Origin of the sequence: Chryseolinea serpens, assembly GCF_900129725.1 — a bacterium.
GTDB classification, from domain to species: Bacteria; Bacteroidota; Bacteroidia; order Cytophagales; family Cyclobacteriaceae; genus Chryseolinea; species Chryseolinea serpens.
The window spans coordinates 629,881-643,070 of the sequence record NZ_FQWQ01000001.1 but is presented as its reverse complement, the minus strand read 5'-3'; the positions used below and the strand labels follow the sequence as shown (position 1 = coordinate 643,070).

The window sequence follows — 13,190 nt, the reverse complement described above, 5'->3', positions numbered from 1 at the left end:
TTCTTAAAAGTATGCGAAGTTAAAAGGATTTTTGAGCTTACTTCTTGAACTTGCTCACCAGCATGGCCAGCTTTTCTTCCATGCTCAACTCTTTCTCCTTTTCTTTTGGACGGGATCCGCCGTTGCCGCCGCGGTCGGGGCCAGGACCCGATTTCTTTCCTTTCGGCGCATTGCCTTTCGGCGACGCGGCCTTGGGAGTCGGTTCAGGTTGGCCGAACGGATCGCTCTTCATGGACAACCCGACACGCTTGCGGGGCACATCCACTTCCACTACCGTCACCATCACCTTTTGCTGTACCGTGACCACCTCTTTGGGGTCTTTCACAAACTTGTCGGCCAGGTGGCTGATGTGAACCAGGCCGTCCTGGTGAACGCCCACGTCGACAAAGGCGCCAAAGGCGGTCACGTTCGTGACAATGCCCGGCAGGCGCATGCCCAGTTTCAGGTCGCCAATGGAGTTGACGCCGTCGGTAAAGCTGAATACCTCAAATTCCTTCCGCGGGTCGCGTCCGGGCTTTTCAAGCTCTTTTATAATGTCGTTCAGGGTGGGGAGCCCCACTTTTTCCGACACGTACTTCTGGAGGTCCAGTTGTTTGCGCAGGGCGGCGCTGGTCATGAGGTCTTTCACACCACAGCCCAGGTCGGTGGCCATTTGCTGCACCAGGGCATAGCGTTCGGGGTGTACAGAGCTGGCGTCGAGGGGGTTTTCGGCTTGCTGGATGCGTAAGAAACCAGCCGCTTGTTCATAGGCCTTCTCGCCCAAGCGAGCCACTTTCATCAACGACTCGCGGTCTTTGAACGGCCCGTTCTGGTTGCGATATTCCACGATGTTCTTAGCCAATGCAGGGCTCAAACCCGACACGTAGGAGAGGAGCTCCTTGCTGGCGGTGTTCACTTCCACGCCGACCGAGTTCACGCAACTCATCACCGTGTCGTCCAGGCCGTGTTTCAGTTTGGTCTGATCCACGTCGTGCTGGTATTGGCCTACGCCGATCGATTTGGCGTCGATCTTTACCAATTCCGCCAACGGGTCCATTAGACGCCGTCCGATAGATACTGCGCCGCGAACGGTCACATCTTTGTCGGGGAATTCTTCGCGGGCCACATCCGAAGCCGAATACACGGAGGCTCCGCTTTCGTTGACCATCACAATGACAATCTTGTTGTTAAGCCCGATGGCTTTCACAAACGCTTCCGTTTCCCGTCCGGCCGTACCGTTGCCGATAGACACGGCTTCGATCTCATATTTGTCGCAGAGCGATTTGATGAGGGCTGCGCTTCTTGCCGTTTCGCGTTGAGGTTCGTGCGGGTAGATCACATCGTGATGCAAAAGTTTTCCTTGCCGGTCCAGGCACACGACTTTACAGCCTGTGCGGAAACCCGGGTCGAGGGCCAGCACGTTTTTCTGACCCAGTGGGGCGGCCAGCAAAAGCTCTTTCAGGTTGTCGGCAAAAACTTTGATGGCTTCTTCGTCGGCTTTCATCTTTGATTCCATGCGGATCTCTGTTTCCAGCGACGGGCGAAGCAGGCGTTTATAGCTGTCCTTAATGGCCAGTTTCATTTGTTCGCCGGCAGCATTGTCGCTCTTCACAAATTGACGCTCGATGGAGCCGATAGCCATTTCTTCGGGAGGAAAAATGTCGAGGGCGAGGATGCCTTCTTTCTCGCCGCGGCGCATGGCCAGTAGCCGGTGCGATGGCGTTTGCGCGATGGGTTCTTTCCACTCAAAGTAATCCTTGTATTTCTGGCCTTCTCCTTCTTTGCCTTTCAGCACTTTAGCATCCAGTGTGCCTTCGCTCCAGAACAATTCGCGTACACGTTTGCGCGTGTCGGGATTTTCACTGACCCATTCGGCAATGATGTCGCGGGCGCCTTCTAAAGCTTCCTGTAAATTGGCGACACCCTTTTCGCTATCAATGAACGACTTGGCAAATTCTTCCGGATCGAACTTTTCTTGTTCCAGTATTTTTTGTGCCAACGGTTCCAGGCCTTTTTCCTTGGCCACACTGGCACGCGTCTTTCGTTTTGGTTTGAACGGCAAATAAATGTCTTCGAGCTCGGCCAATGTCTCGGCCGCTACAATGGACTGCATCAACTCAACGGTGAGTTTACCTTGTTTCTCGATCGAGCTGATGATCGCTTCACGGCGTTTGTCGAGTTCATCGAGTTGCTCCAGGCGGTCGCGGATGTTGGCGATCATCACTTCATCCATACTATCGGTCATTTCCTTCCGGTAGCGGGCAATGAATGGGATGGTCGATCCTTCCTGCAGCAGCGTGGCAACGGCTTTCACAGTTTTGATTTGCAGGGAGAACTCCTTGGCAATTTGTTCTACCCAACGGGCGATATTTTCTTGGTCCATAATTTTAATGACAGGGTGGCAAAAATAGAATAAGGTTTAGAACCTGCAATACCGTATTTTTAGAATGAAGTTTAAAATAGATATGAGTACGAAAACCGTCGCCCTGATCGCGCACGATAACCGGAAGCGGGAACTCGTGGAATGGGCGCAATTGAACAAAGCAAGCATGCAAAAGTGCAAGGTGTTTGCCACAGGCACAACTGGAAAATTACTAAAATCAGACGTTGGCCTGGAGGTCACTTCCCTCCAAAGCGGGCCGCTCGGTGGCGACCAACAGATCGGCGCGCTCATCGCCGAAGGCCGCATCGACATGTTAATCTTTTTTTGGGATCCCCTCGAGCCATTGCCTCACGATCAGGACATTAAAGCCCTGCTCAGACTCGCCGTGGTCTGGAACATCCCCGTCGCCTGCAACCGCTCCACCGCCGACTTCCTCTTCGCCTCACCCTTGCTTTTTGGCGACTACGAGCGCACCCGCCCCGATTTCACCGACTACCAAAACCGGAAGCTCTAGCCACAGAATTTCGCATCTTAGTTGGGAAAATTGAATACAACTTGTAAGTTTGCGCTCCCAAATTTTGGGAATAAAGAAAATATGGCGCGGTAGCTCAGTTGGTTAGAGCACAGGATTCATAACCCTGAGGTCGGGGGTTCAAATCTCCCCCGCGCTACGACAGAAAGCTCGCACGAAACGGCGGGCTTTTTTTATGATATTATCTAGGTAGAGCACAGGATTCATATCCGCCTAGGCGGACGGGGGTTCAAATCTCCACCGCGCTACAATAGAAGCTCGCAAGACGGCGGGCTTTTTTTATGATATTATCTAGGTAGAGCACAGGATTTCATATCCGCCTAGGCGGACGGGGGTTCAAATCTCACCCGCGCTACGATAGAAAGCTCGCACGAAACGGCGGGCTTTTTTTATGATATTATCTAGGTGAGCACAGGATTCATATCCGCCCAGGCGCACGGGGTTCAAATCTCACCCGCGCTGCAAAAGCAGAAGATCTCCCTGAAAGCGTAAAAAGGGCGAAATTTCAAGCAATTTCAGTCTTTTTGTTCCAGAACGTCCCGTGATGCTTTAATTATCCTGGAATTCCTTTGAATCCTCCATTTCAAACTCCAGAATCGCACATAACCTTATGCAAACTCAAACCGTGTCCACTAGCGAATGTGGCCTTAAATGTGTTTGAGTTTAAAACGTAACCCCATAACCCCACCCGCCGAATCGGTCGCTCCCCAATTTCTTATCTTGCTAAAATCAGGCTGAATCTCTATATTCATTCATGAAATGAGAGAGCCCATCTGCTCATCATGCTCACTTAATAAAAGTGAGATGGTGAAATCGATGGGCTTTTTCCATATGTCTAAACCAACTTCAGAGACTTATGGAAAGTTATTGCAAAATATTCTTACAGAACCCTTTAGCAGGCTTGATCTTCCGGATCACCAGAGCCATCAACAGAACTTTGCAAAGCGTGCCGCCCCCAGGCGCCCATGTATATCGACGAAATCTGCCCACTATATTCAAGTGTACCAAAAGAGTGTATCCCTTGCGGGGTACGATGCTTACAGTTCTAAAAATATAGGGGCAGTCTTCGCTCGAGATTTTTCCGAATGTGTTAACAAAATTTAAAAAACATGACCCCTCTCATCTCCACCTGCTGTCGTCGGTTGCTCTGCAGCCTGCTCCTGTTGATCCCGCTGTCGGGATATGCTCAACTCAAGCCAAAACCAACGTTGGACTACTATCTTCGATGGTGCTATCCGGTTGTTGAATTAATACCCGTCGAGATTCCGCCGATCAAAATACCGGTGGGATGCGAAGTGGTGGATTGCTGTCCGGGTTGCCCGGGACCTCCCATCGACTGGCGGATAAATGTATTGGGTGAACTTCCGGTAAATGTTCTGCTGAACGCCGCCAATGTGCCGGGCGACATCATGGAGAAGTTGGAAATGAAGGGCGTGGAAAAAAAAGAGAACATGCTGCGTCTATCGAAGGGCGAATCCATGATCCGGGGCTTTCCAAAGGATACTGGCAAACGGCCCGCTGTGCTGTCGCTGCAACTGGAGCTTGACAAAGGCGCGCTCGAAAAGATGTCGGCCATGCAGGGCGATAAAGCTGACGGCAAGACAGGCGATGCACCCGAAGTGTCTATCGAAATACAAGTCGATCAATATAGCGGCGACTATCGCGTGAACCAATTCCGGGCGCTTTACACCATTACCTGGCGGTGCCGTTGGTACCCTCCATTGGGAACGAACGACAAGATTGACATTGACGCCAACGTTTCAAACGACAATGCCATCGTGCTGGTGGACGCCCGCGACGCCAGCTCCACGTGTCTTGACGATGCCGTGTTTCGCGGCAGCGACATCGTGGGCGTCGGAAACCTCCTTACGAACGCGCCTTGCCAAAGCGAGGTGTCGATCTTTTCGGACGACAATGCAATGGAGTTCCACGAAAATGTAACGACCTGGACCAATGCCGCGGGTGATGTACATCATGCCCCGCTGCAGCCCATCATTGTCGCACCCGTGTCCGTTTGGATCGCCCAACCCGGTGGCCTGACGCGCGCGCAAAACGACATCAACCGGGCAAACCAGTTGTACAACGTGATGAACTCGGGCGTAATTTTTAACCCCACCTTCACAGACGTATCGGCCAACACCCAGGCAACCGCCCTGATCACGACCGGATTCGGCTGTTCCGGCACGGAGATCACAAACCTGACAGGCAGCACATTTTTCACCGCGAACCGCCTCAATGTGTACTACGCCAACGGCATACTAGCCGGCAGCAACCGCGGCTTCAACTGCAACGCCAATCAGAACATCAGCTTTATTGGCACCTCGGCCGACAACGAATCGACGGCGCATGAGATCGGGCATGCCTTCTCACTGGGACATTCCAACAGCGTTTCGGGTATCCCCACCACCAACCTCATGATCACGGGAGGCACAGGACGAAACAGCATCACGATCGGCCAGGCCTTCCGGATAAACCTCAACCCGGGTTCGCGCCTGAACGCCAATGGCACGCGAACCGGCGGCACACGAACCTGCGCCGATGGCACAACATCTATCACATGCCCTGCGCTTAGTTTTGACGTTACACCTCGTTAATCCCCGTACGTATGAAATCAACACTTTATTTTCTCATGTTTATGCTTCTGACCGGGCTAACGTTTTGCACGACCGAAAAGGCCACCGTCAAACTGTCGCCCCAGCAAGCCGACAACATCCGCGTAGCCATTATGAATTGGATGGAATGCGAAGAGTGCAACGCCGGTGAACTCGATACGCTGGTGCGTCATGGCAACCAGGTCGTGGGAAGCCTGGATGCTATTCTCGCCGACGGACCTTCGTCCGCGCGCCGCGAAACATACGAGTCGCACCTTCGCGATGTGTATCGCGAAATGGTTGAATATCAAAAGTCTCATCCCCAAGACAAAACCGCTGGCTCCGAAGATGACTACGTGAACACCTATATGCAAAACTATCTGGCCCTCTATCAGACGCGTGCGGCCACCGCCCTTTCGGCAATTGGTGGTAAAGATGCACGTGCAGCGTTGGAGAAAGCCGAAAAGCGGGAGCTTCGCCCCGATGTGAAAGCGGTTGTTCAAGAGTCGCTCAAGAAGATCAAAAATTAAGGAAAGGCAAGGCGCCAAACCAAGTCGCTCGTCTTCTTTACGCATTCAGGTCCCGTTGCTCACGGGTTGGGTTCATATCCGTCACGAACTGCCGGCGGTTCAACGGCCCCAGGGAAGACGGCTCTCGAAACAGGGAGCCGTTTTTTTTAATACCCATTTCGCCCCTCACGACAGGCCTTTTGCGTCAATAGCCCCTTATACACCCCAAAATTGCGTTTGCCATACTAAATAAATTGGCCTAAATTCAATCGCACGAAAGAATTACAATGGCGACCCTCAGCATGTCCAATAAAAAGTTGTTCACGGCGGATTACGAAATCCACGCCTCGATCAAGATGCTGTATCCCTACATTCAAACGGCAAGCGGTTTGTCGGAATGGTTTGCCGACGATGTCACCATCAACAACGAAGACAAGTCCTTTACTTTCTTCTGGGACAACGAAGCGCACAAAGCCAAGCTCGCTGCCTTTCGCACCAACCACTTCGCCCGCTTCGAATTTCTCCCCGAGAACAAAGACGACGAAAAAGATCCTTCCTACTTCGAGTTGCGCCTCGAATTCAACGACCTCACCCAATCCGTTTACATCAAGATCTTCGACTACTCCGACTTCGACGACCAGAAAGAGCTGAACGACCTCTGGCATGGGTTGGTGGAAACCCTCCGGAAAACCGTGGGCGGTTGAAGGAGGGGTGTAATTTTTTTTATTTTATAATGATGGGTTAAAAGGTTGGCCTTATTTTTGACCCTTGTTTCGCGCACAAGCCGTACCCATGAAAAAGATAGACAAACTCGTGTTAGATGCCTTCCTGGGACCGTTCCTCATTACCTTCCTCGTTGTCGTTTTTATTCTGCTGAACATCAACATGCTGAAATATTTCGACGACATCATTGGCAAGGGCCTCGACGGCCTGGTGCTGGGACAGTTGTTTTTCTACTTCGCCGTGTTCACCGTCCCCACCGCCATGCCGTTGGCCGTGCTGCTGTCGTCGCTCATCGCGTTTGGAAACCTGGGGGAACATTTTGAATTGTCGGCCATCAAGAGCGCCGGGATTTCCCTGGTGCGGGCGTTGCGACCGATCTTTTTCTTTGTGCTGTTGCTCACGGTCCTGGCTTTCTATATCAATAACAACCTCGTGCCCAAGGCAGCCTTGGAAGCCTACAGCCTGCTCTATGATATCAAACAAAAGAAGCCGGCACTCGAGTTGCGCGAGGGTGTGTTCTATCATGGCATCGACAACATCAGCATCAAGGTAAACCACAAGTTTCCCAAAGACGACAAGGCGCTCAAGGAAGTGATTGTCTATGATCACCGGAAGAACGACGGCAACAAAGAGGTGATGATCGCCGACAGCGGCCGCATGTACACCATCCTGGGCGAACGCTACTTGAAGTTCGAGTTGTTCAACGGCTACCGCTATACGGAAGGCACCAGCAACGAGCGCGAAATGACAGGCCAACGCAATGCCAACCCACAAGCCCTGAGCCGCAGCAAGTTCGCTAAATCACAAGTAGTGTTCGACCTTTCATCGTTCGCCCTCCAGTCCACCGACAAAAAGTGGTTCCAGGGCAACCGCATCATGCGCAACATGTCGGAGCTGTCGTCGGACATCGACTCCATCAATGTTGAAGTGCTGAACCAGCAGCTGAATTACTACCAAAACAAACAGGCCTTTTTCACCTTCTACCAACGGCACGATTCCCTGACGATGCCCCCGGAAATACAGGCCTATAAAATCTACCGCGATTCCATCAACCGCATCCCGTACATGAACAAGATCAGCCCGGTGGCCACAACACCCGGCGACACCGTGAAGAAAAAGACCGGCAGCGATTCATTGAATGCCGAAAAAGAGCGGGCGGAGCGCATGAAGATCAAGAATGAGAAACGAAGACTGCTGCTTTCGGCGCGCAAGAAAAAATTAGGCGAGAAGACCCCGCCCCACGGACCGGTACGGACCGCGAGGAAGGTCGCCGTTAATTTTGATTCGGCTTCACTGGCCCGCATCGACAGCGTGTTCAACATGCCCATCGGCCGTGACGTGATCCAGGGAGCCACCAACATGGCGCGCCAGGTAAAGAGCCAGATCATGAACGCCAATGCCAGCGTAGAGAACTATGAAAAAGACCTGAAAGAATTTGATATACAGTGGAATAAGATCCCCTCGAGCTCGTTTGCCTGCATTGCCATGTTCCTCATTGGGGCACCTCTGGGGGCCATCATCAAGCGTGGGGGGCTGGGGGTGCCGTTCCTGGTGTCGATCTTCTTCTTCATCGTTTTCTATGTGCTGAGCATGCAAGGCGAGAAGCTGGCCAAGCAGGGGACGGTGAGCGTCGCCGTGGGGGTTTGGCTGTCGGATTTCGTGCTGCTGGTGGTGGGAGCCCTGTTTCTGCGGCAAGCCCGGGCGGATGCCCGGTTGTTTGAGGCTGATTTCTATCTAGTTGCTATCGACAAGCTGAAGCGATGGTTTGCCCGAAAGCGGCAACTGCGTGCGCAGCAGGCGTAGGGGAGAAGTCGAATATTTCAACAAAATGTTGCAAAATTGGGCCGTTTTGGCTTACCTTTGCCCCCTGAAATAAAGGAAAAAAAACATTTTTTGAAATGTATCTGACTACAGCAATTAAACAAGACCTGTTCGCGAAACACGGCTTTGCGAAGAAAAAAGAAGAAACTGGTTCTGCCGAATCACAGATTGCCCTCTTTACGCATAGAATCAACCACCTCACGGCCCACTTAAAGGAAAACAAGAAAGACTTTTCCACCCAGCAAGGCCTCATGAAACTGGTAGGTAAGCGCAAGAAGCTCCTGAATTACCTCCAAAATACGAACATCGAGAGATACCGCGCAGTGCTGGCAGATCTTGATCTGAGAAAGTAATTACAAGACATTCCCCAAAGGGAACCCAACCAAAGGTTCCCTTTTTGCATTTAAAATAAGTTAAGTCCGTCTCCGGACCACATTGACGCATCCTGAAATAGCCGTGCGAACCTGACAACAAGGCCGGTCGCAAGGCTGTTTCAGGTGTTGTCGCTGTCAGACGTAAAAAAAACAACACATGAAACCTACTGCAATCACCAAAACATGCAAGCTGCCCGATGGACGCGAAATAACAATTGAAACCGGTAAACTTGCACGCCAGGCCGACGGTTCGGTCGTGCTCAAAATGGGCAACACCATGTTGCTCGCCACCGTGGTATCCGCCCAGGAAGCCAAAGAAGGCACCGATTTTCTTCCCCTTTCGGTTGATTACCAAGAGAAGTTCGCCTCTACCGGTAAAATCCCCGGCGGCTTCCTGAAACGCGAAAGCAAACTTTCCGACTACGAAGTACTCATCAGCCGCCTGGTTGACCGTTGCATCCGCCCGCTGTTCCCCAGCGACTACCATGCCGACACCCAGGTGATGCTGTATCTCCTTTCCGGCGATGAAAATGCTTTGCCTGATGCTCTTGCTGCCTTTGCCGCTTCGGCTGCTCTGTCGGTTTCCGATATCCCTTTCCAGGGCCCCATCTCCGAAGTACGGGTAGCCCGCGTGGAAGGCAAATTCGTTGTTAACCCCACCATGGAACAAAAGAAGATCGCCGACATCGACCTGATGGTGGGTGCATCGATCGAGAACATCCTGATGGTAGAAGGCGAAATGAAAGAAGTAAGCGAAGACGATATGCTCGAAGCGCTGAAGGTGGCACACGAAGCCATCAAGGATCAGTGCCGTCTGCAGATCGAACTGACCGAAGCCGTAGGCAAGACCGTGAAGCGTACCTATAGCCACGAAGACAGCGACGAGAACCTGCGCCAGGAATTGTGGAAACTCATGTACGACAAGGCTTACGCCGCAGCCCGCAAACTTATCGCCAACAAGAGTGAGCGCTCCGAAGCCTTCTCCAGCATCCTGGACGAATACCTGGACGCCCTTCCCGAAGACACGACCGTCAACAAATTGCTGGTAAAGCAATATTATAAAGAGATCCAAAAGAAAGCCGCCCGCGACCTCGTTCTTAACGAAGGAGTTCGTTTGGATGGCCGTAAGACCAAGGAAATCAGAGAGATATGGAGCGAAGTGGACTACTTGCCCTCACCGCACGGCTCGGCTGTTTTCACCCGTGGTGAGACCCAGTCGCTGACCACCGTAACGCTCGGTACCAAACTGGACGAGCAGATGATCGACGGCGCCATGATCGAAGGCTCCAGCAAGTTCATTCTGCACTACAACTTCCCCGGCTTCTCTACCGGCGAAGTGAAACCCAACCGCGGCCCCGGACGTCGCGAAGTGGGCCACGGCAACCTGGCGTTCCGTGCCCTGAAGCAAGTGCTTCCCCCCGAAGAAAAGAACCCCTATACCATCCGTATCGTTTCCGATATCCTCGAGTCCAACGGCTCGTCTTCGATGGCCACCGTATGCGCAGGCTCACTGGCCCTTATGGACGCCGGTGTTCCCGTGAGGAGCTCCGTATCCGGCATTGCCATGGGTATGATCTCCGACGCCGCTACGGGCAAATACGCCATCCTTTCCGACATCCTCGGTGACGAAGATCACCTGGGCGACATGGACTTTAAAGTGACCGGAACGGAGAAAGGCATCACCGCCTGCCAGATGGACTTGAAAGTGGACGGCCTGACCTACGAGACCATGCGTGAAGCATTGCTCCAGGCAAAAGAAGGCAGACTTCACATCCTCAACGAGATGAAGAAGACCATCAGCCAACCCAGACCGGATCTGAAGCCTCAAACACCACGTGCCGAAACCGTGATCATCGAGAAAGACATGATCGGCGCGGTAATCGGCCCAGGCGGAAAAGTGGTACAAGACATCCAGAACACCACCGGCGCAACCGTGGTGATCGAAGAAGTTGGCAACAAAGGCGTGGTGAACGTGTTTGCCAGCAATAAAGACGTGATGGAAGCGGCCCTGCGACGCATCAAAGGCATCGTGGCCATCCCCGAAGTAGGCGAAGTATACGATGGTAAAGTGAAGTCCATCATGCCTTTCGGCGCATTCGTTGAGTTTATGCCCGGCAAAGACGGCCTGCTCCACATCTCCGAAATCAAGTGGGAACGCCTCGAAAACATGGAAGGCGTCCTGGAAGTAGGGGAAGAAGTGAAAGTAAAGCTGATCGAAGTAGACAAAAAAACCGGCAAATACCGTCTCTCTAGAAAAGTCCTGTTGCCCAGACCTCCGCGTCCGGAAACCACTCCGGCCTAAATCCGTTAAGAACTGGATTGACAGGAACTATATTTTGACAGTATATTGTTAAACAAACGAATTGTATATTTAGAGAATGAGACAGCTAAAGATCAGTAAACAAATTACCAACCGCGAAAGCCAGTCACTGGATAAATACCTCCAGGAAATTGGCAAGGTTGACCTGCTTACGCCGGACGAGGAAGTAGAGTTAGCAAAGCGTATCAAAGAAGGTGATCAAATAGCATTAGAGAAACTTACGAAGGCCAACCTCCGCTTTGTGGTGTCGGTGGCAAAGCAATATCAAAACCAGGGACTTTCCTTGGGCGATTTGATCAACGAAGGAAACTTAGGTTTGATCAAAGCCGCACAACGTTTCGACGAGACCCGCGGTTTTAAATTCATCTCTTATGCCGTATGGTGGATCCGTCAATCCATCCTTCAAGCGTTGGCTGAACAATCGCGTATTGTTCGCCTGCCGCTGAACCGTGTAGGCTCGCTGAACAAGATCTCCAAAACGTTTTCGGAATTGGAACAAAAGTATGAACGCGAGCCTTCCCCGGAAGAGCTTGCCGAAGTGCTGGATGTGACAACGGCCGAGGTAGTGGATACGATGAAGATCTCCGGACGCCACGTGTCCATGGACGCACCGTTCGTGCAAGGAGAAGAAAACAGCCTGCTCGATGTGTTGGAAAACGACAGCGAAGAAACACCGGACTCCGGTCTGATGAACGACTCGCTGCGCCGCGAAGTGCAACGGGCCCTGTCGACCCTCACCCAACGCGAAGCCGATGTGATCACTTTATACTTTGGACTGAATGGCGAGCACTCCATGACCTTGGAAGAGATCGGGGAGAAGTTCAACTTGACCCGCGAACGCGTTCGTCAGATCAAAGAAAAGGCTATCAGACGGTTACGCCACACCAGCAGAAGTAAAGCTTTAAAGCCTTACCTCGGTTAAGAAAGTACGTTTTTAGAATATTGAAGGGTCTCGCATTCCGAGACCTTTTATTTTACCCGGAAATTATAAGACGCTAAACAAACATGGCAAAAGAAGAAGTAAAAGTCCTCATCATCGGTTCAGGTCCCGCCGGATACACCGCCGCCATCTACGCGGCCCGCGCCGGTCTGAAACCCGTATTGTACACCGGTGCCCAACCGGGAGGACAGTTGACGATCACCAACGACGTAGAGAATTTCCCCGGCTATCCGGATGGCATCAATGGCCCCCAGATGATGGTGGACCTTCAGAAACAAGCCGAACGCTTTGGCACCAAGGTGCACTATGGTGTGGTGACTTCGGTGGATTTCTCCGGCTATCCGCACAAGGTGGTCGTAGATGAAAAAGACGAGATCATTGCCCACAGCGTGATCATCTCCACTGGCGCAACCGCGAAGTATTTGGGAATTCCTTCGGAAGCAAAATTCAATAACAACGGAGTGTCTGCCTGCGCCGTGTGCGACGGTTATTTTTACAGGGGCAAGGAAGTGGCCGTAGTCGGTGCAGGTGATTCTGCTGCCGAGGAAGCGACCTATCTGGCCAACCTCGTCACCAAGGTGCACCTCATTGTGCGCCGCGACGAAATGCGCGCCTCCAAGATCATGCAACAACGCGTGAAGAACACCCCCAACATCGAGATCCACTGGAACTCCGAAACCGATGAGATCCTGGGCAATGAAACAGGGGTTACCGGCGTGCGCCTGGTAGACAATAAAACTGGCGCGAAGAAAGAGCTGGACATCCAGGGATTCTTCCTGGCCATCGGCCACAAACCCAATACAGACATCTTCAAGGGTTGGATCGACATGGACGAAACCGGCTACATCCACGTGCAGCCCGGCTCCACCCGGACCAACATCGAGGGCGTGTTTGCCGTGGGCGACGCCGCCGACAAAGTATACCGCCAAGCCATCACGGCCGCCGGCACCGGTTGTATGGGTGCCCTGGATGCCGAGAAGTTCCTGGTGGCCAAGGAAATGGAAGCCGTGCACTAAGC

The 13,190-nt window shown here is 52.4% G+C and carries 10 protein-coding genes and 1 tRNA gene; 10 read left to right on the top strand and 1 reads right to left on the bottom strand.

Annotation, left to right across the window (positions count from 1 at the left end; genetic code table 11):
* Positions 1 to 37: 37 nt before the first annotated feature.
* Complete coding sequence (locus BUB30_RS02540; RefSeq protein WP_073130775.1) at positions 38 to 2,362, bottom strand: Tex family protein; 2,325 nt, start codon at positions 2,360 to 2,362, stop codon at positions 38 to 40.
* An 82-nt stretch (positions 2,363 to 2,444) separates the two neighbouring features.
* Here BUB30_RS02540 and BUB30_RS02535 point away from each other — a divergent pair, with 82 nt between their 5' ends.
* The 10 genes from BUB30_RS02535 (at position 2,445) to trxB (ending at position 13,188) form a co-directional block, all read left to right on the top strand.
* Positions 2,445 to 2,876 carry a methylglyoxal synthase gene (locus BUB30_RS02535; RefSeq protein ID WP_245804021.1) on the top strand — a complete coding sequence of 144 codons (432 nt, stop codon included), beginning with the start codon at positions 2,445 to 2,447 and terminating at the stop codon, positions 2,874 to 2,876.
* A gap of 83 nt (positions 2,877 to 2,959) precedes the next feature.
* Positions 2,960 to 3,033, top strand: a tRNA-Met gene (locus BUB30_RS02530).
* Positions 3,034 to 4,003: 970 nt separating this feature from the next.
* Complete coding sequence (locus tag BUB30_RS02525; protein ID WP_073130771.1) at positions 4,004 to 5,488, top strand: zinc metalloprotease; 1,485 nt, start codon at positions 4,004 to 4,006, stop codon at positions 5,486 to 5,488.
* An 11-nt stretch (positions 5,489 to 5,499) separates the two neighbouring features.
* Entirely contained in the window at positions 5,500 to 6,015 is a 516-nt protein-coding gene (locus BUB30_RS02520; RefSeq protein WP_073130769.1) for a hypothetical protein, read from the top strand.
* Between the two features lie 281 nt (positions 6,016 to 6,296).
* Positions 6,297 to 6,698, top strand: coding sequence for an START-like domain-containing protein (locus tag BUB30_RS02515; RefSeq protein ID WP_073134672.1), 402 nt, complete (start codon positions 6,297 to 6,299; stop codon positions 6,696 to 6,698).
* A gap of 88 nt (positions 6,699 to 6,786) precedes the next feature.
* Positions 6,787 to 8,520 carry an LptF/LptG family permease gene (locus tag BUB30_RS02510; protein WP_073130767.1) on the top strand — a complete coding sequence of 578 codons (1,734 nt, stop codon included), beginning with the start codon at positions 6,787 to 6,789 and terminating at the stop codon, positions 8,518 to 8,520.
* 95 nt (positions 8,521 to 8,615) lie between these two features.
* On the top strand, positions 8,616 to 8,891 hold the full coding sequence (gene rpsO / locus BUB30_RS02505) for a 30S ribosomal protein S15 (protein ID WP_073130765.1): 276 nt from the start codon (positions 8,616 to 8,618) through the stop codon (positions 8,889 to 8,891).
* Positions 8,892 to 9,069: 178 nt separating this feature from the next.
* Positions 9,070 to 11,214, top strand: coding sequence for a polyribonucleotide nucleotidyltransferase (gene pnp, locus BUB30_RS02500; protein WP_073130763.1), 2,145 nt, complete (start codon positions 9,070 to 9,072; stop codon positions 11,212 to 11,214).
* 76 nt (positions 11,215 to 11,290) lie between these two features.
* On the top strand, positions 11,291 to 12,154 hold the full coding sequence (locus BUB30_RS02495) for a sigma-70 family RNA polymerase sigma factor (RefSeq protein ID WP_073130761.1): 864 nt from the start codon (positions 11,291 to 11,293) through the stop codon (positions 12,152 to 12,154).
* A gap of 83 nt (positions 12,155 to 12,237) precedes the next feature.
* On the top strand, positions 12,238 to 13,188 hold the full coding sequence (gene trxB / locus BUB30_RS02490) for a thioredoxin-disulfide reductase (protein ID WP_073130759.1): 951 nt from the start codon (positions 12,238 to 12,240) through the stop codon (positions 13,186 to 13,188).
* Positions 13,189 to 13,190: the final 2 nt, after the last annotated feature.